21 protein-coding genes are annotated in these 23,016 nt (G+C 41.4%); 10 read left to right on the plus strand and 11 right to left on the minus strand.

Features of this window, described 5'->3' with window-relative positions:
• Window positions 1-25: 25 nt before the first annotated feature.
• The 4 genes from DK188_RS11670 to DK188_RS11685 form a co-directional block, all read right to left on the minus strand.
• Window positions 26-1,096, minus strand: a complete 1,071-nt coding sequence (locus tag DK188_RS11670) for a Gfo/Idh/MocA family protein (RefSeq protein ID WP_111671008.1) — start codon at window positions 1,094-1,096, stop codon at window positions 26-28.
• Window positions 1,093-1,665: a peptidylprolyl isomerase gene (locus DK188_RS11675; protein WP_111671009.1), complete on the minus strand. Its 573-nt coding sequence runs from the start codon at window positions 1,663-1,665 to the stop codon at window positions 1,093-1,095. Before DK188_RS11675 ends, DK188_RS11670 begins: the two co-directional genes overlap by 4 nt.
• A gap of 206 nt (window positions 1,666-1,871) precedes the next feature.
• Window positions 1,872-3,029 (minus strand): 1-acyl-sn-glycerol-3-phosphate acyltransferase, encoded by a 1,158-nt coding sequence (locus tag DK188_RS11680; RefSeq protein ID WP_111671010.1) that lies wholly within the window; start codon window positions 3,027-3,029, stop codon window positions 1,872-1,874.
• 86 nt (window positions 3,030-3,115) lie between these two features.
• Entirely contained in the window at window positions 3,116-3,973 is an 858-nt protein-coding gene (locus DK188_RS11685; protein WP_111671011.1) for an alpha/beta hydrolase, read from the minus strand.
• A 305-nt stretch (window positions 3,974-4,278) separates the two neighbouring features.
• Between DK188_RS11685 and DK188_RS11690 the strand changes: the two genes are divergently transcribed.
• From DK188_RS11690 to DK188_RS11700, 3 genes are read left to right on the plus strand one after another with little or no spacing between them, the layout of a single operon-like run.
• Window positions 4,279-4,758 carry a hypothetical protein gene (locus DK188_RS11690; protein ID WP_111671012.1) on the plus strand — a complete coding sequence of 160 codons (480 nt, stop codon included), beginning with the start codon at window positions 4,279-4,281 and terminating at the stop codon, window positions 4,756-4,758.
• Window positions 4,758-5,918 carry a sensor histidine kinase gene (locus tag DK188_RS11695; RefSeq protein WP_111671013.1) on the plus strand — a complete coding sequence of 387 codons (1,161 nt, stop codon included), beginning with the start codon at window positions 4,758-4,760 and terminating at the stop codon, window positions 5,916-5,918. The genes DK188_RS11690 and DK188_RS11695 overlap by 1 nt, the downstream gene beginning before the upstream one ends.
• Window position 5,919: 1 nt before the next feature.
• Entirely contained in the window at window positions 5,920-6,339 is a 420-nt protein-coding gene (locus DK188_RS11700) for a response regulator (protein ID WP_111671014.1), read from the plus strand.
• A 120-nt stretch (window positions 6,340-6,459) separates the two neighbouring features.
• On the opposite strand, the gene DK188_RS11705 is transcribed toward DK188_RS11700, so the two are convergent.
• Window positions 6,460-6,864 (minus strand): response regulator, encoded by a 405-nt coding sequence (locus DK188_RS11705; protein ID WP_111671015.1) that lies wholly within the window; start codon window positions 6,862-6,864, stop codon window positions 6,460-6,462.
• The gene (locus DK188_RS11710) at window positions 6,864-9,506 is read right to left on the minus strand and encodes a ligand-binding sensor domain-containing protein (RefSeq protein ID WP_157963224.1); all 2,643 of its coding nucleotides are present in this window, start codon (window positions 9,504-9,506) and stop codon (window positions 6,864-6,866) included. The genes DK188_RS11705 and DK188_RS11710 overlap by 1 nt, the downstream gene beginning before the upstream one ends.
• Window positions 9,507-10,168: 662 nt before the next feature.
• Here DK188_RS11710 and DK188_RS11720 point away from each other — a divergent pair.
• Both DK188_RS11720 and DK188_RS11725 read left to right on the plus strand, forming a co-directional pair.
• On the plus strand, window positions 10,169-10,921 hold the full coding sequence (locus DK188_RS11720; RefSeq protein WP_198673010.1) for a helix-turn-helix domain-containing protein: 753 nt from the start codon (window positions 10,169-10,171) through the stop codon (window positions 10,919-10,921).
• A gap of 70 nt (window positions 10,922-10,991) precedes the next feature.
• The gene (locus DK188_RS11725; RefSeq protein WP_111671019.1) at window positions 10,992-11,540 is read left to right on the plus strand and encodes a carboxymuconolactone decarboxylase family protein; all 549 of its coding nucleotides are present in this window, start codon (window positions 10,992-10,994) and stop codon (window positions 11,538-11,540) included.
• Between the two features lie 163 nt (window positions 11,541-11,703).
• Here DK188_RS11725 and DK188_RS11730 read toward each other — a convergent pair whose 3' ends face one another.
• Window positions 11,704-11,931, minus strand: a complete 228-nt coding sequence (locus DK188_RS11730; protein WP_157963225.1) for a hypothetical protein — start codon at window positions 11,929-11,931, stop codon at window positions 11,704-11,706.
• A gap of 256 nt (window positions 11,932-12,187) precedes the next feature.
• Window positions 12,188-12,721, minus strand: coding sequence for a YciE/YciF ferroxidase family protein (locus DK188_RS11735; RefSeq protein ID WP_111671021.1), 534 nt, complete (start codon window positions 12,719-12,721; stop codon window positions 12,188-12,190).
• A gap of 910 nt (window positions 12,722-13,631) precedes the next feature.
• Here DK188_RS11735 and DK188_RS11740 point away from each other — a divergent pair.
• The 5 genes from DK188_RS11740 to DK188_RS11760 all read left to right on the plus strand — a co-directional run bounded on the left by DK188_RS11740 (window position 13,632) and on the right by DK188_RS11760 (window position 19,628).
• Window positions 13,632-14,192 (plus strand): type 1 glutamine amidotransferase domain-containing protein, encoded by a 561-nt coding sequence (locus DK188_RS11740; protein ID WP_111671022.1) that lies wholly within the window; start codon window positions 13,632-13,634, stop codon window positions 14,190-14,192.
• 255 nt (window positions 14,193-14,447) lie between these two features.
• The gene (sbnA, locus tag DK188_RS11745; RefSeq protein WP_111671023.1) at window positions 14,448-15,434 is read left to right on the plus strand and encodes a 2,3-diaminopropionate biosynthesis protein SbnA; all 987 of its coding nucleotides are present in this window, start codon (window positions 14,448-14,450) and stop codon (window positions 15,432-15,434) included.
• Window positions 15,431-17,272, plus strand: a complete 1,842-nt coding sequence (locus DK188_RS11750) for an FAD/NAD(P)-binding protein (protein ID WP_111671024.1) — start codon at window positions 15,431-15,433, stop codon at window positions 17,270-17,272. Before sbnA ends, DK188_RS11750 begins: the two co-directional genes overlap by 4 nt.
• Window positions 17,256-18,677 carry an alanine racemase gene (locus tag DK188_RS11755; RefSeq protein WP_111671025.1) on the plus strand — a complete coding sequence of 474 codons (1,422 nt, stop codon included), beginning with the start codon at window positions 17,256-17,258 and terminating at the stop codon, window positions 18,675-18,677. Before DK188_RS11750 ends, DK188_RS11755 begins: the two co-directional genes overlap by 17 nt.
• Window positions 18,678-19,148: 471 nt before the next feature.
• Window positions 19,149-19,628, plus strand: a complete 480-nt coding sequence (locus DK188_RS11760; protein ID WP_111671026.1) for a hypothetical protein — start codon at window positions 19,149-19,151, stop codon at window positions 19,626-19,628.
• A 62-nt stretch (window positions 19,629-19,690) separates the two neighbouring features.
• Here DK188_RS11760 and DK188_RS11765 read toward each other — a convergent pair whose 3' ends face one another.
• From DK188_RS11765 to DK188_RS11775, 3 genes are read right to left on the minus strand one after another with little or no spacing between them, the layout of a single operon-like run.
• Window positions 19,691-21,880, minus strand: coding sequence for an ATP-binding protein (locus DK188_RS11765; RefSeq protein ID WP_198673011.1), 2,190 nt, complete (start codon window positions 21,878-21,880; stop codon window positions 19,691-19,693).
• Between the two features lie 12 nt (window positions 21,881-21,892).
• Window positions 21,893-22,360: a response regulator gene (locus DK188_RS11770; protein WP_111671028.1), complete on the minus strand. Its 468-nt coding sequence runs from the start codon at window positions 22,358-22,360 to the stop codon at window positions 21,893-21,895.
• Between the two features lie 20 nt (window positions 22,361-22,380).
• Window positions 22,381-22,956: a helix-turn-helix domain-containing protein gene (locus DK188_RS11775; RefSeq protein WP_111671029.1), complete on the minus strand. Its 576-nt coding sequence runs from the start codon at window positions 22,954-22,956 to the stop codon at window positions 22,381-22,383.
• Window positions 22,957-23,016 lie beyond the last annotated feature (60 nt).

The following is a 23,016-nucleotide window of genomic DNA, read 5'->3' on the forward strand; positions in this document are numbered from 1 at the left end:
GAATTGAGGATTTTCCATGAAATAGTTAAAGCCTTATAACCTCACCGGTTTTTACAGATTCATCGCAGGCGAAAGCAATTTTCAAACTGTTGGCTGCATCAGCCAAATGTTCCTTCAGATCCAGGTTTTCCTGAATAGCTTTGAGAAAATATGCCTGTTCCCGGTTACATAATTCTTGATGGTCTGGCTCATCAGTCATGTCTATCCAGGTATCTTTCAGCTTAAACAGGTTTTTTTCATCAATATCGGCATGGTGGACACGGATGGATTCGGTTTTGGTATGGCTGTCCACATGATCGGATTTGCCTGTAGCTCCAGCCTCTTTGGCCACGATGGATACCGATCCTTTGGGGCCAAAAACGTCTTTCACAAAGAAGGCTGTCTCGCTGACCATAGGCCCCCAGCCTGCTTCATACCAGCCCACAGATCCATCCTCAAACCTGATCTGGAGCTGTCCATAGTTATAATTGTCTGTAGCGATGTCATCAGTCAGGCGGGCTCCGATGGCGGAGACCCAGACGGGTTTCGATCGTGTCATCTGGCACATGACATCGATGTAATGCACCCCACAATCCACGATCGGACTGAGTGTTTTCATGAGATTACGGTGTACATCCCACATGAATCCTTGACTTTGCTGGTTGAGATTCATGCGCATTACTAAAGGTTTGCCCATTTTCTGAGCCTCTTCGATAAATCTAATCCAGGAAGGATGATGCCGGAGAATGTAGCCCACGACCACCTTTTTACCGGTTTCTTCAGCCTTTGCGATGATTTTTTCACATCCTAAAACAGTATCTGCCAAGGGCTTTTCAATGAAAATATGACAACCTGCTTCGAGTGCGTTCAATGCAAATTTTTCATGAGTGTCAGGATAAGTGGAAATGCAGACTGCATCCGGATGAGTACTGGCTAATGCCACATCAAAATCATCGAAAAGAGGATAATTGGCTTTTAGACTTTCATTGAGCCGAATTTTGCTTTCTCCACGGGCCACTAATCCACAGATTTCAAACTCAGGCATGTGATGATATGCCGTAGCATGGGAGGCACCCATATTGCCGCAGCCGACGATAAGGATTCTGATAGGTTTCATTTTTTAGAATTCGTGATGAGGTTGGAATAGTCTTTTTGACTAAGATATATAATGCTGATATCCAAAGTGATAGGGGTGTCCGGTTCATCTGTTGCATTCCGTTTGACAGCGACAATCTGATCCACGATATCCATTCCTTTGATCACATGACCAAAAACTGTATAATCCCCATCCAGCCGATGAACTCCATTGGAGTTTTGGATGATGTAAAATTGGCATCTTGCGGAAAGTTTGCCGGGATTGTCATCTCTTCCTGCTCCGACTGCACCATACACATGCGTCAATTCCGGATGAAATTCGGGCTCCAGCAGGTATTCCGGATCAGTAAAACCCTCCGGAGTGTCCGGACATCCACCTTGAGCTACAAAGTTTGGAATGACTCTATTAAAAGTTAATGAATCCCAGTATCCAGCCTCAGCCAATTCGATAAAGCTTTGGCGATGGTTTGGCGTACGCTCATCCAAACTGATCCAGATTTCTCCCAAAGGGGTGGTGATTTTACCTACAGGAATCGGATCATTTACATAAAAGCCGATAAGAAAAAGCTGAAAATAGTAGAGTAGGGCCATACGGATTACATCAATGTGTGGGTAAGATTTTCAAGATAAAGTATCTGAAAAAAAACCAAATAGACACTACTTCAATCAAAATATCTTACCAAAAAGAATTTCAAATCAGCGCTTAAAGCGGGCTTTGGTATCCGTCAGAATTCAATACCCAATCCAATTCTTTCAGCCCAGATCCATCCGGATGATCAGATCAAGACAATTCCAAATTACTCCCTGATTTCGAGTTTATCGGCTAGTTCTTCTGCCTTTAGGTGGTTTTCTACTGGATAGGCATACATGGATAAAAAGCTCTTCAAAAGTGCTTGATTGCTGGTGTCGATTTTTCCGATCAAGCGCTTTTCAAATGCATCTTTTTCCTCCGAAGTGTAGAAGCCAGCATATTTCTCAGAGGCATAAAGCAGGTCATGAGCGATGTAATTGCTAGGCCAGAGTTTGTAGCCTTTCCAGACTTTTTTGTCTATGTGTGAGGCCAATAAGGAAAGCTTCTCCGACTGGGTAGCCTCTGAAGCTGCGATTTCTTTGATTTCTTCATCCAATACCCCATTTACCTGGATATGAATGCGCTTTTTGGTTCCAAGTAGGCCCCTCAATAAGTTTACAAAATCCTCATTTTCCTGCTTGATGTATTTTTCGTCTCTGGACTTGGCTAGGAGTTCTGGCATTTTGAGGATGTCTGTAGGATCATACTCGTAAGAAATGGACACTGGGACCACCTTGATTTTTTCAAAATAACCAAAAGGATTGTCTCCTTCCTCGGCTAGGGTGAGCATCTTGAGTACACCTTTTTGGGTGATGTCATTGCCATCTTTGGTTCGCCCCTCACGCTGAGCCGTCCAAACCGAGCGATTTTCCTTTAGCAGCGATTTTTGGATGTATTGGGACACCAAAAGTGAGCTTTCGAAAAGAGCCCGACCGGACAAACCCCGTTTGATTACAAAATTCCTGTTGAGCCTGCTCAGGGTATGGAGAAAGGGCTTTTTGATCAAATTATCTCCTATGGCTGAGGTAGTCATCACCAGTCCTTTTTCATAGATGCAGGCGTTGAGCAGCGAAGTGTCCAAGATGATGTCTCGGTGATTGGATATAAAAAGATAAGCTGTATTGGGTTCGAGAGCTTCAAATCCTCCTGTGCTGAGTCCGTCAGAGCTTTTTTCCAAGACTTTCATTAAGGCAGGATAGATGAAATTGATCTGAAAATCCCGAAGTGAGTGCGTATGAAGCATCAAGGCTTTCCATTCGGAAGGATTTGTATCCGGAAAGGCAAAGTTCATCATCGCCTCGAGCATGGGATCATCAATAATATTTCGGATAGCCTGATTGGCTTCCGCTTCATAAAAAGGCCTTATTGGATCAAATTTGGACATAGGGTGATGCTGTTGCTTCCGCAAAAAGCAAAATTTAGCTGAATAATCGAAGTGAAATTCCCTTAGGGACAGGATCCCGGCGAGAATTAATTTCGCTTGAGATATTTATCGAAAAAGAGCAAATGGACAGGGAGGGCTTCGGTCCAATAGGGCCAAGTATGTGCTCCAGGACGCTCGATGTATTCATGTGGAGTACCGTTAGCCAGTAAGAGTTGGTGCATTTGTCGATTGGTTTCAATTAAAAAGTCATCTACACCGCAGTCGAGGATGAGAGCCAATCCATTGCTTTTCATCTGATTTACCAATCCTACAGCTGTATATCCGTTGAATTGGGGACCTTCGTAATTGAGATCCTTACCCAGCATATCTTGCTGACCTTTGAGCCTCAACGTACGGAATTCATCGTTGACTTTCCAAAGTCGGGTGTCGATATTCATGACCCCACTCATGCTGCCCGCAGCGATGAACAATTCTGGATGCTTTGCTGAAAGCATAATCGCACCATGACCTCCCATCGAAAGGCCTGTGATGGCACGGGATTCTTTTTGGGCGAGTGTACGGTAAGTCTTGTCCACAAAGGGAATAAGCTCTTCTATCATATAGGTCTCATACCGCACGGAGTCCATCATAGGACTGTCATAATAATAACTGGCAGGCCCAACACCCGGTGTGACAATGATTAAATTGTATTCACTTGCCATTCGTCCTACCAGACCGGATTCAGTGACCTTATTGTGCCAATCGCTAAAAGCCCCACTGCCACCATGCAATAGATAGAGTACGGGATACTTTTCAGAACCCGACTGATAGGATGGAGGGGTGGTGACTGCAGCCTTCAGATTTTTCTTCATGGACTGACTAAAAATCTGAATGGTGTCCGTCTTGCTTTGAGCAAGAGCCAAAATCGGAAAAAGAAAGTAAAGGAGTAAGAATGATTTTTTCATGAATTGGGAGATTGCTAAATAGACTTGGAAGATAGATGTTCTCCTCCAAATCTGGGGTTGGTAATTGGTTTTTTTGATGTTTGGTCAGATTCTACTCTGGACTATTGGCTAGGGCTCTTGGAGAAAATGATGCTGATTCACCACTGTTTTTGGGTAAAAGTCAAATGGAAATCTTAGAATAATCTAAGTTAGTATTACTTACTATAATTTTATTTCGCTTACGAGTTGTTTGATTATCATGCTGAATATTTTTAGTTGTCTCAAGGAAATCCTAGATTTAATAAGTAAACCAACCTAAACTAAGTATGGAGGAAATACAGGAATTTATATCAAAGCTTTTTCAAGCGGATGATTGGCCACCCAGATGGGTTTGTGGAGAATGGTCTTCCTTCCATGGTTGGTTATATATTACCAGCGATATTGCTATTTGGCTGGCCTATTTTATTATACCAGCGATTATTATATTTTTTGTCCAAAAGCGTCAGAATATAGCTTTCTTGCCCGTTTTTTGGCTTTTTGGGGCATTTATTATTTTGTGTGGCAGTACTCATTTAATGGATGCGTTGATTTTTTGGTGGCCAGGCTATCGTTTGAGTGCGGTTTTAAGGTTATTAACTGCCTTAGTTAGTATGGCTACGGCATTTGCTCTTATCCGGGAATTACCAAAATTGATCGCGATGAAGCCTGAAAATGAACTCAAAACCTATCTGCTCGAAAAACAAGTCAAACTCTATGAGGCTGAGATAGAAGAATTAAAAAAGCAACTGGAGCCCAAATCTAGCTGATGTTTACTCCCCGAAAATCAATAGTTTTTGCCCAGAACTCTGTTCTTAGCCTAATGGCTGCACTGATTGCCAGTCTCATTTTTGTGATTGATATCAAATCAGGCAGTACAGTGGCAGTAGCAGGAATGTATTCTGTGGTGATTTTGTATAGCTGGCTTCTCCCAGGTCGGTATAGCAGCATTTATATTGCCTTAGGATGTTCTATTCTCACGCTTGTTTCTGCTGTGTATTCGAATGATTTGACTAATTCAGTCGAAGATTTCGGTGGCATGAATTCTGTAATTTCTCTTGTAGTGATTTGGACTTGTGTGACATTGGTATTTATAGCCAAAAATAGTTTCCAAAATCTGGAAAGGATCAATAGGCAACTTTTGGAGAGTTCGGAAGCTTTATTGGAGAAAGTGAAAGAGTTGGATTTGAGACAGGAGGAGCTATACCTTCAAGGCTTAAAGTTAGAAAGCCTCAATTCGGATTTATTGGTTAAAAACAGGGAGCTCGAGCGATTTACAAGTATTGCCAGCCATGATTTGCAAGAGCCACTCAGGACCATCGGCAATATGACTCAACTGATCTCTAAGCGGTATTACATGCATTTTGATGATCAGGGTAAAAAGATTCTGGATTATGTGTCCAGCGCCACTTTTCGGATGACAAGTATGATCAAGGGGCTCTTGGAATTCTCAAGAATCGGAAACAACCGAATGCCGCAAGAGAAAGTTGATTGTCATCAGCTCGTGAGTACTATTTTTTTGGATTTAGATGCTTCTATCAAAGCAGCGAATGTGACCTCAACCCTTAAAAATTTACCTGTCATCAAGGGAAACCCAACCGAACTTCGCCTTTTGTTTCAAAACCTGATTAGCAATTCAATCAAGTTTAGAAAACCGGGTGTTCCGGCCTTTGTAGAAGTATCGGCAGAAGAACATCCCACTTATTTCGAATTTTGTGTAAGTGATAACGGTATCGGTATCGATCCCGAAGATTATGACAAGATATTTTATATCTTTCAAAGACTTCATCCTGCGGACATGTATGAAGGAACTGGTCTTGGTTTAGCCTACTGCCGGAAAATAGTAGAATTTCACGGAGGAAAAATATGGGTGGTTTCCGAGAAAGACGCAGGTTGTTCAATATTTTTCACACTCAACAAACCCAAATAACATGAAAAAGAAGATTGAAAACTTGGATTGTGTTCTGCTCATAGACGATGATGAAGCAACAAATTTTTACCATTCCATTGTACTGGAAGAGGAGACAATTGACCTTCATATCCAACCGGTAAAATCAGCCAAGGAAGGCCTTGATTACCTGCTTTGCAAAGGCAATTATGCTCAATTGCCGCAGCCGGGAATCATTTTTTTGGATATCAATATGCCGGGAATGAACGGATGGGATTTTGTGGCTAAGTATAATGAACTCTCACAGGAGATTCATGAGCGATCCATCTTGGTCATGCTGACAACAAGCTTAAATCCTGATGATCGGGAAAGGGCAGAAAGGATCCCTTCAATCAAAGAGTTTGTAAATAAGCCGCTTACTCCAGAGGTTTTTTGGAAATTGGTCAATGAAAACTTCAACTGAGTCCCAATCCTTAAGAATCAATTTCCAAGAAAGGAATTCACAATGTGGAACTACTCGCCTAATTCCATTCGAATTAATTTGTCCTCTGAAAAAATAAAAGGAGGTAGGATCTGGGGCACATTACTCCAGCCAATTGCCAAGATTTTCCTTCAATTTGATCAGCTGTGATTCATTCATGGGTTTTTCCCAATAATCAATAACTGGGGAAAATCCGTTGGCTTTTTCTCTTTCAACTATGCTGAGAGAAGAAGTGACCATCACAACACGGATGTCTGCCTGTTTTACTTTTTCTTCTAGCATTTCCAAAAATTTCCATCCATCGACTTTGGGCATATTGATGTCCAAAAAAATCAAGATTTTACTGGATTCTGCATCGATGGTAAGGATAAATTCTAGGGCATTTTCTGCCTCGGAAAAAGTGAGGGGATTTTTGCACAGGTTACCTTCTCGTACGATGATTTTATGAAGGAATAAAACTCCCGGATCATCATCGATAATAAGTACGTTTGGTGTACTGAGATTCATTATTTTTTTAAATTTTCTGATTTGGAATGAGTCTCCTTGACAATCTCATCCAATTGCTTTAATGTCTCCAATAACTCGGTTTCGAGTTCTTCTTTGCTTTTGCCAACGTTAGAATATTTTGGGTAATTGATCAATAATTGGTTGATCCCCATGGCTTTAGTCAACGGAGCTCTTACCAAATGGGATTGACTCCAAGTAATATCCCTTAAAATTACATTTTGATCCTCTATTTCTCGCAGCGCATCTTTAAGTTTTTCATTTATTTGGCTTAGTTCCAAAGTTCTTTGATTCACTTTGACTTCTAAGTCATTTTTCATTTTTGTATTCAGGTAAAACTTAACAAAGAAGTAAACCAGGATACAAAAAGCTAGAATTGCTAGGATTTTAAACGTATTTGTTTCAAAAACTCGAGCTGAAACTACAATCGGCAGCGCATGAATGGAGTCCAAAATTCCAGATCTGAGGACTTTGATTTCCAAGGTGTATTCACCTGGCTTAAGTCCATAGAAGATGAGTTGTTTTTGATCCTTGATCGGGAGCCATAGATCCGAGTTTTCGTCAATTTTATAAAAAAGTGAGTATTGGGCATAGTTTTCAAAATCGATCAGGCTATACGATATCTGAAACATACTTACGCCTTCGGGAATTGTGATTTTGTCTCCGATTGGGGTTTTCTGATCTCCGATGTTGAGTTCATCCCATGTGAAATTAGCCGGCTTTACGGTCTTTTGAGAAAGGCTCTGAGGATCAATAATTCCAAGTCCTTCTACAGTAGGTATCCAAATTTTTCCTGAAAAATCGAGCAGAGCAGCGGGAAAAATCAATCCGTTGGCTTCAGAATTTGGCATGCCCATGGTTTGATTGTACAGCGAAAAGGCGCTGAAAAAGTCTTTTTCTGTGGACACTTTGAAGCGTTCCAGTTCGGAAATGGAGAAGTATTGTACGCCAAAGTTATTGCTGATCCAAAGGCCTCCCAGGCCGTCGGCAGTCATGCTGTAAACACTCTGGGACTTTAGTCCATTTGATTTCCTAAAAACTTTGAAAGAATCTCCGCTGAGTAAAACGATCCCTCCGTGCGTTCCCAACCAGAGGTCTCCGTTCTTGTCTTCATAAATGCAATAAACTAAGTCCTCACCGGGTGCAAGTGGTAAAGTTCGGTTTTCTACAAATTGACCATTTTCGATTCTGAATATACCTTTATTCATCGAACCAATAATGAGCTGTCTGTTTTCGAGTTCGTAGATGCTAATGAAGTTGGTGTTAGCGAATTCTTCAGGCAGCGCTACTTCATTTAACTTCCTGTTTTCATCGAGATAATGCATGCCCCCATACCTGGTCAAGATCCAAATCCAATCTCTGGAATCTTGAAAAATGGCATAGACATAGTCGCTTTTTAGCCCATCTTCTTTGGTCAACCTTTCGATGACCTTACCTGATTTTAGGTCAATAATTGAGATTCCGGAGGTGCTGCCTGCATAGATTTTGTCTTTTGATGCGCCAATAGTGGTGATGCCATTTTGGATCAAACCTTCTGCGGTAGTGATCGAGGTGATCTTCCCTGACTTGATCCGATGGATTCCATCAGAGCGCGTACCGACCCAAATGCTGCTGTCGTTTGCCTGAAATACTGCTTTGATGTTTTTTCCAGTTAGAACCTCATAGTCCAATTGATTGACTTTGGCAGGCTTGATGACAGCAAGTCCTTTACCCAGAGTCCCCAGATAGAGATTGTGATCTTCTTTGATGATTTTCCTGACGGTGAAATTTTTTAATTCTGGATAGGTGTATCTAGTTATCCGCCCATTCTGAATCATTATTAAACCCGTCTCAACTGATCCTGCCCAGATTCTGTTTTCGGAATCTGTAGTAAGGCTACTGGAATTTACATCTCTGGACTCATCGTGTGAAATGACCAACTCCATTTCATAATCCCCTTGCATTCGAAAAATTCCTTCATTTCTGGAGGAAACAAATATAGATTCTGGTGTGCCGAAGATTTTTTGAGCTGCGAAGTCCAGTGCTGAGATCAGGCGTGTCTTTTTTGCTTTCAGGTCCACCTCATATAGACCTCGGTCAGTTCCCACCAGGAGTTTTGAATCTGGAATGGGGAAGAAACTCAGGATTTCAAGATTGACAGAAGGATTCCAGAATTCCAGAGGCTTGAACGTATCGTCTTTCCATACATGGATTTCTCCTTTTTGGTTGCCGATTAGTAATTCATCCGGACCATTCTCAGCAATAGCGCGAATCCATGTATTTTTGGTGATTTCAGCGCAGTCGATGACTTTCAGTATGTTTTTTTCGAGCAGGGCAATACTTCTGTCTGCGGTAGCCCAGATCCCCCCAGGCGTTTTGAAAAAAGTATAGTAGGTCTGTTCGAGCATTTCAGGATAATTTTCCTGATCGAATACCTTGGGATAAATTCCATCAAATCTCACGAGACCCTCCTCTGTGGCAATCCAGAGATACCCCTGATTATCCTTTTCTAATGCAAAAACTGCGTTTTGAGGAAGTCCATTGGAATTGTCCCAGATTTCTAAGACATAATTGTTGAAAATCTCAGTAGAATCAAAAAAAGTTGCTTCATCGTAAGCAAAGGATTCTTTTTCCCAAAAAGCCGTAGCGAAATGGAAAATACTCACAAGGAAGAGCCTAAGAAAAATCGGTGAATTCAAAACTTCAATTAAGTAGCGTTATTTTCAAATGGAATCCATGTGAATAAACAATTAAGAAATTATTTTTTCAAATTAGGGCTGCCCATTTCTGTCGTATCAGCTCTACTTTTTATATTTTTTTTCAAAAGTTGACTTTTTTAATTCGAATTAGCTGGTCAAAATTCCATGAATGGAGAATCTAATAATTTATGCGCAACTTTCCGAAATTTTGTGGACATAAAAAATTAATATTTAATACAAAAGAAGTCGTTTTTTATGGTTTTTTCAGACATGAAATTTTTCAAAAATCCCACGCTCAATATTCCTTATTCAGATTAGCAAGTTTAGTCAAAAAACAACTCGTAATAATCAGGGCTAGGAACCTTAAGAAATTCTTTGCAGTTCATTAGTTGCCCGAAATTAATTTTCGAAGTAGATGAAATGAAAAGCTCCAGGACCCTTCAGATATTATTCATCTGAAGACCTCGGACTTGGTTTTGATTCAGTTTGTAGATTCGAATTATTGAGTTGTTAGCACCATGGTTTTTAGCGGTCCCTCTTCCGAAAAATTGATTTTTGAAAAAATTTCACCCTCGAATAGTTCCCTACTCCAAGCACAGCTTTCGGCTGAATTGTCTTTGATTTGGATCTTGGAGCCTTCCCAAATTCGTATCGATGGGCAACCTATTGACCTAAGGCCTGACCAGCTGATTTGTCTGACCGAGTTTCACAAAATTGAAGTGTTGTCGGTTCCCTCAGCTTTGCTTATTCGGTTCAACCGGGCTTTTTTTTGTGTATTGGACCATGATTCTCAGGTAGGATGCAAAGGAATTTTGTTTTTTGGATCATCCCAGCTGCCGATTCTCCACCTTTCCGGTACCGACAGAGCCAAGTTGGGAGCCCTATGTGAGGTTTTTGCCATTGAGATGAAGGAAGAAGCTGACCAACTTCAACTGGAAATGCTTCAAATGCTACTGAAGCGATTCCTAATCCTGTGCACCCGAATTTATAAATCTCAAGTAAATCTGGATGTGCTGGACAGCTCTCAATCGGATCTAGTCAGGGAATACAATTATTTAATAGAAGTTCATTTTAGGCAAAAGCATACCGTAGCGGAATATGCCGATTTGTTGGCAAAGTCACCCAAGACCCTTTCCAACCTGTTTTCGAAATTAGGAAAGAAGTCTCCTCTCGCTTTTATCCAGGACCGGATAATGCTGGAGGCCAAAAGACTGATTGGGTATACTGACAAGTCAATCAAAGAGATCGGCTATGAATTGGGTTTTGAGGATATCCAGGGATTTAGTCGATTTTTTAAGAAAAATGAGGGATGCGCTCCTTCCGAATTCAAAGAAAAAATACGCTTAGGAAAAATTGCCAACTCTACAGGAAAAGAAGCCTAACCCTTCAGGGCAGCTTTCCTGCACCTTTGTCCTGTTCTTAGTATTTAACCCTAACACAACAAAGACAAAGATGAAAAATTTCACAGTACCTACCCGAGATGAAGTTTCTGCAGGAAATCAGGAAAATTTTGATAAGCTGCAAAAGGGTTTGGGATTTGTACCAAATCTCTACGCCTATTTTGCAAAAAGTGAAACCGCACTTGGGGATTATCTGGCCTTACAAAATCGCAAGTCAACCCTGCGGGCCAAAGAACGGGAAGTAATCAATTTGGTCGTCTCCCAAGTAAATGGCTGTCGCTATTGCCAGTCAGCTCATACCGTATTAGGTAAAATGAATGGATTCACTGACGATCAAATTCTCGAAATCAGAAGAGGTTCGGCGTCTTTTGATCCAAAATTGGATGCCTTGGTTAAATTTGCCAAAGCAGTCACCCTTCAAAGAGGAAAGGCCGATCAGGAAGCAGTGGATGCCTTTTTTGCCGCAGGGTATACCGAAACCAGTTTGGTGGATGTGGTGATCGTCATCGGCGATAAAATCATCTCCAATTACATTCACAACCTCACCGAGTTTCCTATTGACTTTCCGGTTGCAGTTCCTTTGGAAGAGGTAAATGCCTAATCACATTTTTCCTAGCTGATTTCCTTTGATACTTTGTATCAGAAATTTAGTTGATTTCAAAACAAAAGCGCTGTTCCTGACAGCGCTTTTGTTTTTGTGGTACAAGGCTTAAGCTCCTAATCAAAGAATCTAACCAGGGGAAAGGCAAAAAAAATAGCCCACCTCAAACCGATTGCTTGTCTGGAGAATTTTGCTGTAAATACAAGACCACATCGTTCATTTGTCCAAGTAAGGTTTTCGAATAAAGCTTTCTCCAATGGCCAGAATCCAGTTCGAGATTTAAAGAATAAAATCTTCCCCACCAAAGTCTTCGAATACCCTGTAGATTCCAACTTTTTATGTCATTGTCCAGGTCTATCTGCTCCACTTTCAAAGGAAAGTAAATGGTCAAAATTGGCCGCTTTAGGATGAATTTGGAACTAGTCTTTGCATTAGAAAGTAATACAAGTACAAAAATTGCTAAAAATATAATCGTTATTAAAAGTGTGACTACGTGATTCATCTGTTTAAGTCGCTTATTATTCAGTGTTTTGGATCGTTCTGACCTACCAGTTTTTTGAGGACCCTGAAGTTTTTAAAGAAAAAAGAAAAAAAAGAAACCGGAGCGAAATTTCTGATTTCGCCCCGGTCTGTATGTCTAAGAAAACTTATTCTTCAGATGCTTGGTCGTTTATTTCAGACTCAGCCAATTCTGTCAAGGTTTGGTCAGTTTTCTTTTCCTCTTCCAAGGTTTGAGTTAATTTCTCAGCGGCTTGGGTATGCCCCATTTTTTTTGCGAGTGCTATGAGGCAGCCATAAGACGCAATTTCGTAGTGTTCGACCTTTTGGCAGGCGATAATAATTCCTGCGTCTCTAACCATCGTGTCCTCGGAAGTATCGTCAAGAATGGTCGTAGCCTCTTCCAATAGTCCGGACATGGCTTCACATTTTTTAGCTTGAGCCTTTTCCTCCATTAATTCAAAAACGGCTTCAAGTCGTGTAATTTGTTCTTCTGTCTCTGTGGTATGGGTTTCTATCGCTCTCTTTAACTTTTCAGAGGTGGCTGCTTTCATCATTTTTGGGAGTGCTTTGACAAGATGCTTTTCCGCCCAATAAATATCTTTCAGTTCATGGAGGAAAAGCTTGTGAAGTTTTGAGTTTTTCATCTCGTCTGTTAGGTTTCCCTGTTGTTTTGAGTTCATAGTGGTATTGGTTTGGTTTTAAAATGCGAAAGTGTTTCCGCTTGCTTAAATCAATTCAAGCTGCTTGCCATTCAGGGAAAGCTGCATAAAAGGGCCTCTGAAGGCTATTCATTCAATTATTTATTGACTGTCCGTTACATTCCAGTAACTCATTGAGGTGTTTTCGCCTGATTCAGGGGAAGAAGAGACCGGCTCAGCTCTTTGCTCATGCTTGACTTTAAATCTAGATTCGAGGGTTTCCTTTCTTGGCAGATTAAATCAAGCGGATAGGGGACCTGCTGGCTAAGACTACATGCGCTTTTGCCTACGTATTTAATAGCTTCTTTACTGGCTTTATGCCGTTGCAGCAGAGGTAGATTTAATCGATGGGCTGATTCCACAAAATTTAATAGCACTCCTAAATGCCAGTAAATAAGATCGCAATCCAATCTAAAACAGGTAGACTTGCTTAGTCAGTGCTTTGATTTTAACCAAAAAAGGAATGGTGTGAAAGGCTGGATTATAGCACTTGAAGAGGAAGTGTCACGGCTATTTCGAATTGTGGAATCCTGAGAGGCACTAAACCACAAGGTGTGGCAGATTCTACCCAAAGGAAATTAAGACCGCCTTCACCAATCAGACTCAGAAAAGCAAAAGTTTTATTTGGAAATCTGATCTAAATCCTTGGTTTCTAGTGGTTTTTGCTCAGGGCTTGCTACTGATGATTGAACGTTTGATGAATTTTTTAGGGGTTAGCATTTCCCTTGTACAGTGTCTATGCTGAAATAAAGGCTGAACTCCGGTTAGATCCCAAGCCCAAATTCCGAGGGCTTGAGTAGTTGTTGATCTTAACTCGCTTTTACTCAATGATTCGCAATTGACTGGAATCTGCTAGCCTTTTGAATGAGTGGTTATACTAAACGAGATCCAAATGAAAAAACTAGAAGAATTGACTGTAGCTATTTTGGCCGAAGATGGCTTTGAGCAGTCTGAACTTGAAGAGCCCTATGCTGTGCTGCAGCTACTTGGAATTCATCTTTCAATAATATCCCCAAGGTCCGGAGAAATCAGGGGCTGGAAAGATAAGGAATGGGGCAGCAGCGTTAAGGTGGATAAAACTTTGGATGAGGCGAGTCCCAGATCCTTTGATGCCCTACTTCTGCCTGGTGGGGTGATTAATCCCGATCTGTTAAGGCGTGATAAAAGGGCGGTAGCTTTCGTGAATTCGTTCTTTGATTGGGAGAGACCGGTGGCAGCCATCTGCCATGGACCTCAACTATTGATTGAAGCAGATGTGGTGAAGGATAAAAAGCTAACCTCATTTCATTCGATTCAAAAAGACCTTAAAAATGCAGGGGCAATCTGGGTGGATGAGGAAGTCGTTCAGGATGGATTATTAATCACCTCCAGAAGTCCAGAAGACCTGGATGCATTTACATCAAAATTTGTGGAAGTCCTTGAGAAATTCGCAAAAGTCGACTCAATCTCCTGAATAAGCGAAGGGGCTGGAGCCTGGTCTATCGGGAGGTCTAGATTTTCAAAGGATATTTAAATGAAGTAGACTCTATTCCCAATTAGGATTTCTACAACTTTAAGTATTTCAGGTGAGTCTGAATTCGCTTGAACCAATGAAGTTCTAGCTTTTCGGTGAACGTCAAGTTTCCTGCTAAGCAATGTCCTCATACCAAATAAAATGGGGATTGGGATCGATTCCTGTCACCCTCCTGGTTTTTACTGAATTAAACCTATGAATCAACAAATTTCACGTCCACAGCGATGCATTCTGGATTGCATTGGAAACACTCCCTTGGTTTCTCTTCTGAGGTTGTTTCCTGATTATCCTGTGCAACTATATGGAAAACTGGAAATGTTTAATCCAGGTGGAAGCATCAAGGATCGGACAGCTGTAAAGATTATTACGAATGGAATTCAAACCGGTGCAATCACTCATGAAACGGTCATCGTAGAATCTACTTCCGGAAATATGGGAGTGGGACTGGCAAGAATATGCCATTATTTTGGCCTGCGCTTGATTTTGGTAACGGATCCTCATTTAAATTCATTGACAGAATCTATTCTAAAAGCCTTTCAGGTGGAACTGATTCGAGTGGATCAGGAGGATGGAATGGGTGGCTATTTGAACAGCCGGCTACAGAAAGTGCAGGAATTGCTGGAGCGGTACGAGAATTCCTTTTGGCCAGATCAATATCATAATCCACAGAGTCCACTTGCCCACAGGGAAACCTATCGGGAAATTTTGGAAAGTCTGGGTAAAGTCCCGGATTACATTTTTGTTGCAACTAGTACCTGCGGAACCTTGCGGGGGATTGCGGATGCAGCGGCGGAAAGAAATGAATTTCCATCGATTATAGCTGTGGATTCTGCCGGAAGTGTAGTGTTTGGTAATGAGCCAGGAACTAGACTGATTCCGGGCATGGGAGCCGGAAGACCTTCTGATTTTTTGATAGATGCGCAAGTTTCATCCGTCATTCACGTGTCCGACCAAGACTGTATAGCTGGTTGCAACTTATTGTTGGATCGAGAAAGCATTCTTGCGGGGGGATCATCAGGTGGGATAGTGTTTGCTATCCAGCAAATGATACCCAGGATTCCTCCTAATGCCACAATTGTAGCTTTGTTGCCGGATAGTGGGGAACGGTATTTAGAAACAATATTCAATAAATCTTGGGTTCTGGACCACTTTGGTGAACCAAGCCAACTGATCGAGCAATGATTTGGAAGAAGAGCGACATGATTGCGGATGTTAATCAGGCAGGCGATTTCCTTTCCGATTACTGTGTCGCGAATGTGCCTTCCAAAAAACCGAAGCCCAATGTTTTCAAAATTGGAATTGTAGGAGGTGGACCAAAGGGCCTTTATGCCTTGGATTGCTTGGTTAAGGCTTTGAATAAGGCTGATTTTCCGCCATCGGTTGAAATTTACTGGTTCAATTCTTCAGATAATTTTGGAGCCGGGCCGAATTTTGACCCCAAGCAACCGGATTATCTACTAATCAATACTTGTATTGCCCAGGTTGATGGCTGGATTCGCCAAGATGGTAAGGAGGACCATTCAAATCACCTGAATCTGCTAGCTTGGATTACCAAAAATAAAAGCACCAATAAACAAGTTCAAGCCGCGGACTATGCATCAAGAGCTTTGGTTGGATGTTACTTACAAGATGTAGCCGCCAAAGTAATAGGTTCCATTTCCTTTCCGGTTCGCCTTTTTTTATGTGTCGAAACGATTCAGCAAATCAGATATGAGGGTACGTTTGTACTCAAAGGATCCACGGGTGAATTGCCTTTTCGTCTAGACAACATTTTATTAACTACCGGGCATTGTTATTCGAATCCGAGTTTGATCAGCACCGGATCTAGCATTGACAAAAAGCCGAATGATTCCTATCTGTCGGACATTTGGAAGCGAGAACAATTAGCGCCGATTCCTCCCAATAGCCGAGTCGGAATAGCTGGCATGGGTTTGACTTTCATTGATATAGTCCTCCATCTTACTGAGGGTAGGGGCGGAGTATTTACAGAAAATGGGGAGTATCTTCCATCAGGAAATGAACCGCTGGTATTTCCATTTTCCAGAAGTGGTCAACCTATACTTCCCAGATCAGCCGCATGGGATTCGCATCACTATAGACTTTTTTTCCTAACAGAAGATTGGCTCAAGTCCATGCTCGAGCAGCAGGCAATTAGGAAGATTGATTTTATCAAGGAGGTTCTTCCCATTTTGGAGTGTGAGGTGACTTTTGCGTACTACAGTACACTATTAGGGACAAGAAATCTAAGCAGGGTAAATTCCTTTTGCGAAAACCTGCCTGATTCAGAAAAATTTGACCTTGATCGTCTGCTTTTCGGACTGGTAAGCGAAAAAAGTGACAGGCATAGTGCGGTGATCCGGTTTTTTGATGAGACAGTCATGGAAGCTTCAAAAGGCGAACAAAAAAGTCCTTTATTGGCTGCAATGGCAGTTTGGAGAGAAGCTGTTCCGCTTTTGGGTCAACTTTATTCGCAAGGTGGATTTACAGGAGAATCGCAGCGATACCTGGATTGTAAGTTATTGGGCGCATTGAATCGGACCAGTTTTGGCCCCCCTATCCAAAACATCAAGAAAATCATAGCCTTGGTCCGGGAAGGTATTATTCGCTTTGGTCTCGGTAAAGAAGTCCGAGTTACAGGTCATGATTCAGGCAAATTTTTATTGACTTCCAAAGAGCAGTCTCTTCAGGTAGATTATTTAATTGATGCTCGGGTAGCGCGGCCGCGGATGGACACCAAAAATTCTTCCCTCTATCAGCATTTGGAAGAGGCGAATCTCGCCGAACCTTTCTCGAATGAAGGGTATCATCCAGGCTCGGTAAGTATGGATAAAAAAGGCCAATCCACCGTTTTTTCACCACAATCACCGCCACTGTTTTTTTATGGAAGCAATACGGAAGGAGTGTATTTGGAAAATGATTCCCTCTCCAGAACGCGAAACAATTTAGCTCGACCTTGGGCCAAATTCATTATTAATCAATTATCGAAGCAAAATAGTTTTCACGATGAACTTTCATTCTGATTCGGGATATCTTCCCCTCAAGCCCATTATTCATTCTTGGATAGATTCCCTTATCGCTAGGAAAGATCTGATGCTCGATAAAATCCGAAAGGAGGATTCCCCGGTAAATATTCATTCTCTGGATCCTTTTGTAGAAAATATTCAAACGTACCAGTGCGTATTTCAGAAATACAAACTGAAGCACAAAATCTACTTTGCAAGGAAGGCAAACAAATGTATCTCATTTGCACAACAAGCTTTCAAATGTGGTCAGGGAGTGGACACAGCCAGTTTTAATGAATTGGAGCAATGCCTTGCTGCCGGTATTCCGGCTTCTGTTTTGATCCTGACCGCAGCAGTTAAGAACAGGAAGCTCTTGGAATTGGCGGTTCAAAGCCAAGTGACTATTGTTTTAGACAATCTGGATGAGTATTTCCTGCTCAAGGAGATTGTGGAGGAGAAACAAAAAAATACTGCTGTAGTCATTCGTTTATCCGGATTTACATTGAATGAAAAGCAATTGCATTCGAGGTTTGGTTTTTCTTTAGTCCAAGCTCAAAACCTGATCGAAGAAATTCATCTGGATGCAGGCTTGTTGAGGTATTCAGGGTTGCATTTTCACTTAAATGGATATGCAGTTGACGAAAGAGTGGCGGCTATTGAACAAAGCATCAGGCTCATTGATCAACTTGATGCCATGGGAATTGGTACAGAGTCACTAGATATAGGAGGAGGATTTTTGGTGAATTATTTAAAGGAGGGAGAGCAATGGGCAGCTTTTCACCAGGAATTGAAGCTTGCTGTGTTGGGTCAGCGGACTCCTCTGACCTACCTGAATGATTCCTTGGGAATTGTGAAGTCTGAAATGGGGATTCAGGGAGAACCCTCGGTATATCCCTATTTCAATTCTAATAACAAGGCATTATTTCTGGAACGGATTCTCAAATCCCATTCGGAACTTTTTCATCAACCAATACACGAATTGATCCAACAACGAAACCTTGAATTGAGGATCGAACCCGGAAGATCTCTAGTGGATCAGGCTGGAGTCACGGTAGCCACTGTGCTATTCAGAAAGGCGGACTCTGCGGGGAATTTTTTGGTTGGGATAGAGATGAATAGATCCCAACTTAGAAGCTCAAGTGCAGACTTTTTGGTAGATCCAATTCATCTACCCTTGAAATCTGGAAATCAACATGAAGATCCCTGTTTTGGATTTTTGGTTGGAGCCTATTGTCTCGAACAGGAATTGATCCTAAAGCGAAGAGTAAAGTTTGATAAATTCCCCGAAGTGGGTGATCTCATCCTTTTTCCCAATACAGCAGGGTATATGATGCATTTTTTCGAATCAGAGGCGCATCGGTTTAATTTGGCAGCGAATCTGTTTTTTGACCAGTCGGAAGGCTCGTTAATAAAAGACGGATAAGTGGTGTACGTTCAGGTTGAGTATAAGGCTAACAGGCCTCAGACTTTACAATGGATAAAATAAGACTTTTTCCATGCCCTGTTTTTTCGAAAACCCTATGCCTAAGTTGGGGCTAACTTTTTCCAATTTGAGGTGATGAGGTAACAGACCGGGTTTTGGGGAAGGGGGTAATGTTTAGACTTTTCCGTGAAATAGATTTTTAAACTGGCACAATTTCTTTACTAGTTACAGAAGACTTAAGTGTATTGTTCTGTTTTTCAGTAGGAAATATCCCTGTCACCGCTTTTCTCGAGGTATTTGTGGCTTGGCTAGGAAGATCATTTTTCCACACACCTGCCATTCAACAAAAGTTTGATCATGGGAGGCATGAGGGCATTGATTTTGAATCCTTTAGTATAAATCAATCAAGTCGGAAAGCTGGATGCCGAATCTCAGGCAAATAGTTTTTCCCTAACCAAAATAGATTACCTGATGGAAGAAAATAGCCAAATACCCAGAACTGACGGCAGGGCACAGCCCCGAATAGAAGAACCGGATGAGGAAAACCTAAACTACATGGACATCGCGGGAGAGGGTCGGGAAAATGCTCCTACCGGAGGATTTGCTGAGAAAGATAATCCTCAGGACCTTGATCACCCTGACCATGAAGATGGATCTGATCCGAAGCGACAAAACGAGCGGACTGTTGCTCTTCCCACTGAATACGAAACTCCCGATGAAGAAAATCCAGATCGACGGGATGTCACAAAGACGGATGGCGAGCGACCTGATAGGATACCGGAAATTGAGCGCGAGGATCAGGTGGAATTTCCCGAAAATCCAGATGACGAAGATGAAATGGTTTTGCCGAGACGGGATGAAAGTGGCGAAGAATGGAAGCGACAGCAACCCGCTACTCCTCCTGAAGAAGAGCCGGAAACCCAGCCTACGGAGGACCCAAATCTGCTTTAAATCAAACCCCTCGGAACACCGGGGGATTTTTTTTGCTGTTATTTTTAGAGACTTTCCTGAGGTTAGGTGTTTTGCTGTTTTCTTGGAAAGATCAAGTAAAAACAAGCGCCTTGACCCACTTCAGAGGTTGCGTAAATGAATCCTTTGTGGTTTTCCATCACTTTTTTGCAAATAGAAAGTCCAATCCCAGTTCCTGAATATTCACTTCGGTCGTGCAGTCTTTTGAACGGAGAAAAAATGCTATCCGCATAAATTTTATCAAAGCCTATCCCGTTGTCGATGAAAGCGATCTTGAAGTATTCCTTCGGATTGGAAAGGTTGAAGCGCTCAATTTCTTTCTTGGTGATTTTCTGAGAATCAATTTCCAAGCGGAGCGGTTCGGTAGATTTGGAATATTTCAGGGAGTTTGAAATCAGGTTATCAAACAATTGACGAATCTGAAAAGGAATGACATCAGCCTCAGGTAAAATCGTGTAAGAAACTACTGATTTCTTTTCAAGCAAATCGGGGGTCAGATCTTTAATTGATTCTTCAAGCAGCTGATTTAGAGAAACGATGGAGGAGACTTTTTCTCCTTTCACGATTCGGGTTAATGAAAGCAGATCATTGATGAGCTTGCGCATTCGATCGGCAGCAGTCTGAATCCGGATCAGGTAGTCCGTCTCTTTGGAATCCCGACCAGACTGGTCCTCACTCAGAATCCTTGAGACAAATGTCTGAATTTTTCGCAGGGGTTCCTGGAGATCATGACTGGCAATATGATTGAAGGAGTCCAGCTCCCGTACGGTTTGTGTCAATTCGGTATTATTTTCCTCCAACCTGTTTCTGATGCTGATTTCATCAGAGATGTTTTTGAAAGTGATTATGGAAATATGTTCTTCACCTATGACTATCCGTTTCGTTTTGCAGGTGAGAAAAGCAAAGTTTCCACCGGGAAGTGAAATTTTGATTTGCTTGTCACACTGTTGCTCTATCAAGCGGATTAAATCCTGATCCGTATAAGATTTGCTCTGATCTACTAGGTCAGTTGCTTTCAGAATATGATCCGCAGTAGGCGTGAAACCATTGGTTTTGTACCCAAAAATGCGGTAAAGATTGTCTGAAAATTCGGTTTTGCCGGAGTCATGATGGTAGCTATAGCTGCCTGTACCAGCGAGAATCTCTGCGTTTTTGAAAATGTTGTTTTGGATTTTAAGATCGGAAAATAGCCGTTCTAATTTTGAACTTGATTCTAGCTGCTCAGTCACATCATGGACAGCTCCGATGGCAATTTTTTGAAAAAACTCATTATTCATCAGACAGACCATCATTCGGAAAGTTCGGAAAACCCCGGACTGATGGAGAAGTCTGAGTTCAATGGTGAAGGTATCCTCAGTTTCGAGAATTTTCCGGAGTGTGCTGATCAGTAGTGGGCGATCAGCCTTATGGATATGTCTGATGGCCATTTTAAAATCAGGCTGAACCTGATCATGTTTGTAGCCCAACAGTTCAAAAAAGTTAATTGAAAAGTGTAGCTTTTCATCTCCCATTTTGTAGTACCAATGTCCTGCATTCGAGATTTTTTCGACCTGCTTGTAGATTGTGTTTTGAATTTCCAGATCTCTGTTTGCTGCTTCAAGTTTTTTTAGATTTTTCTCCAAAATGATGTACGCCGTAGTGAATACACCTAATGAAAACAGGATTTCGAGCAGCAGATAAAATAAGTGAATACTGCTTTTTTGTTGATTTTCGAGTAGTTGAAGCCCTGTCTCGTAGTTTTCTGTATTTTTCAGCCCATCGCTGAGTTTTTTGATCTCTTCGATCAGCGAGGTATCACTGCCTATTTCCTCGAGGAGAAATTCGACCTGGCTGTTTGTTGAATCACTGCTAAGTTTTTTATCTAAATAATTGAAATTCAACGTGATTAGAGAATCCAGTTTTTGAAAATGTTTTCTTTTAGGATTCTCAGGCAAAATGGCCTGAGCCAAAGAGTCTAAAATTGGTTTTGTAGCAGTCTTTTTTTCTTGATAGCTTATCAGATATGGATTTTTTTTGGTCAGCAGAAAGGAGTGTTGCGCATTCTCTGCCTCCAAAACCAAAATGTAAAGCTGTTGAAGTTTGTCTTGAATTTTAAAAGAATTGACCACCTGTCCATGGCTGCCAGGAATAGACCTAAACTGTTCTAAAGTAACCACAAAAATCACTGTGAGGATCAAAAATGACACAATCAGGGACAATCTGAGAATTAACTTTGTTCTTTTTGGGTCTTTCATGATCATGGTTTGTTAAATACTCATTACAAACGTATCCGGGTCAAAATCTGAATTCATGTACTGCCAATTGATTTCCATTACTTTTTTGATGATAAGCTTGAGCTTGGAGAAATCATGCGGTTTGTTGATGTAAATGTTTGCCCCTCTGATCAGTGATTCCTCCATATCCCGCTTAGAGGAGGAGGTGGAGTAGATCGCGATTGGAATAGTTTTCAGTGCTTCCATTTTTCTTAAAATTGGCAAACAATCCAAACCGCTCAGGTAGGGCATATTCAGATCCAGAAATATGATATCCGGAATGGGATTCATGGGATTATCAAAGTATTCAATCAGTTCTTTGCCATGGTTTATTGGGATTAATTCGATCGATAGGTTTAGGCTTTCAATAGCATCTTGAAACAGAATTTGATCGTCTTGATCATCGTCTGCCAAGATTACTTTAACAGGTGGATTACTGGTTTTGCTGGGTGGATTGGCCATGAAGAATTCTAAAAACTGGATTAGACAAAGGCAGCTATTCTTTTTGACATAATGGATTGATATTCAGAAGGGGTTAGTCCTGTCTTCTTTTTGAATTGATTGCAGAGGTGACCAACACTGCTGTAATTGAGTTTAAATGCAGTTTCAGTGATGCTGACGTCATTCCGCAGGAGGTATAATTTGACTAGTTCAATCTTTTTGAGGATAATATAATTTTCTATGGATATCAGTGTGGATTCTGAAAAAATGGTGGAGAGGTAGCCGTAGCTGTATCCCAGTTTTTCAGAAAGTAGAACAGAGTTTTTTGTAGTGGGAAGGTTGTTTTCAGAGTAGACCATTTGGTGAATCACTTCTTTTATTTTGGCAACCAGTTTTTCTTTGGGATCTTCTACTACCTGGATGCCATATTCTGCGAGGCGTTTTTTTAGGATTTTCATTTTTTCCTTGCAGGGATTGCCCACCGGTTTGATTTCAGAGGAACTGACAGCTTCAAATGGGATATCAAGTCTTTTAAACTCTTTCTGAAGGACTTTTTTGACGATTTTTGAGTGGTTGAAGAGAAGCATCATGGTGTAGTCGGTTTGAGAGTTTGCCACAGGTTAACTGGTCCATTTGATTACCTGATAAAATTGTTTTTCGATTCAGAAAAAAATGGA

The organism is Algoriphagus litoralis (genome assembly GCF_003259255.1).
GTDB classification, from domain to species: domain Bacteria; phylum Bacteroidota; class Bacteroidia; order Cytophagales; family Cyclobacteriaceae; genus Algoriphagus; species Algoriphagus litoralis.

Coding starts and splice junctions, on each gene's coding strand:
- DK188_RS11685 (WP_111671011.1), bottom strand. CDS start 3,973: ATGAAAAAATCATTCTTACTCCTTTACTTTCTTTTTCCGATTTTGGCT.
- DK188_RS11770 (WP_111671028.1), bottom strand. CDS start 22,360: ATGGCCAATCCACCCAGCAAAACCAGTAATCCACCTGTTAAAGTAATC.
- DK188_RS11760 (WP_111671026.1), top strand. CDS start 19,149: ATGGAAGAAAATAGCCAAATACCCAGAACTGACGGCAGGGCACAGCCC.
- DK188_RS11725 (WP_111671019.1), top strand. CDS start 10,992: ATGAAAAATTTCACAGTACCTACCCGAGATGAAGTTTCTGCAGGAAAT.
- DK188_RS11765 (WP_198673011.1), bottom strand. CDS start 21,880: ATGAAAGACCCAAAAAGAACAAAGTTAATTCTCAGATTGTCCCTGATT.
- DK188_RS11700 (WP_111671014.1), top strand. CDS start 5,920: ATGAAAAAGAAGATTGAAAACTTGGATTGTGTTCTGCTCATAGACGAT.
- DK188_RS11735 (WP_111671021.1), bottom strand. CDS start 12,721: ATGAACTCAAAACAACAGGGAAACCTAACAGACGAGATGAAAAACTCA.
- DK188_RS11705 (WP_111671015.1), bottom strand. CDS start 6,864: ATGAATCTCAGTACACCAAACGTACTTATTATCGATGATGATCCGGGA.
- sbnA (WP_111671023.1), top strand. CDS start 14,448: ATGAATCAACAAATTTCACGTCCACAGCGATGCATTCTGGATTGCATT.
- DK188_RS11675 (WP_111671009.1), bottom strand. CDS start 1,665: ATGGCCCTACTCTACTATTTTCAGCTTTTTCTTATCGGCTTTTATGTA.
- DK188_RS11680 (WP_111671010.1), bottom strand. CDS start 3,029: ATGTCCAAATTTGATCCAATAAGGCCTTTTTATGAAGCGGAAGCCAAT.
- DK188_RS11690 (WP_111671012.1), top strand. CDS start 4,279: ATGGAGGAAATACAGGAATTTATATCAAAGCTTTTTCAAGCGGATGAT.
- DK188_RS11755 (WP_111671025.1), top strand. CDS start 17,256: ATGAACTTTCATTCTGATTCGGGATATCTTCCCCTCAAGCCCATTATT.
- DK188_RS11670 (WP_111671008.1), bottom strand. CDS start 1,096: ATGAAACCTATCAGAATCCTTATCGTCGGCTGCGGCAATATGGGTGCC.
- DK188_RS11750 (WP_111671024.1), top strand. CDS start 15,431: ATGATTTGGAAGAAGAGCGACATGATTGCGGATGTTAATCAGGCAGGC.
- DK188_RS11695 (WP_111671013.1), top strand. CDS start 4,758: ATGTTTACTCCCCGAAAATCAATAGTTTTTGCCCAGAACTCTGTTCTT.
- DK188_RS11740 (WP_111671022.1), top strand. CDS start 13,632: ATGAAAAAACTAGAAGAATTGACTGTAGCTATTTTGGCCGAAGATGGC.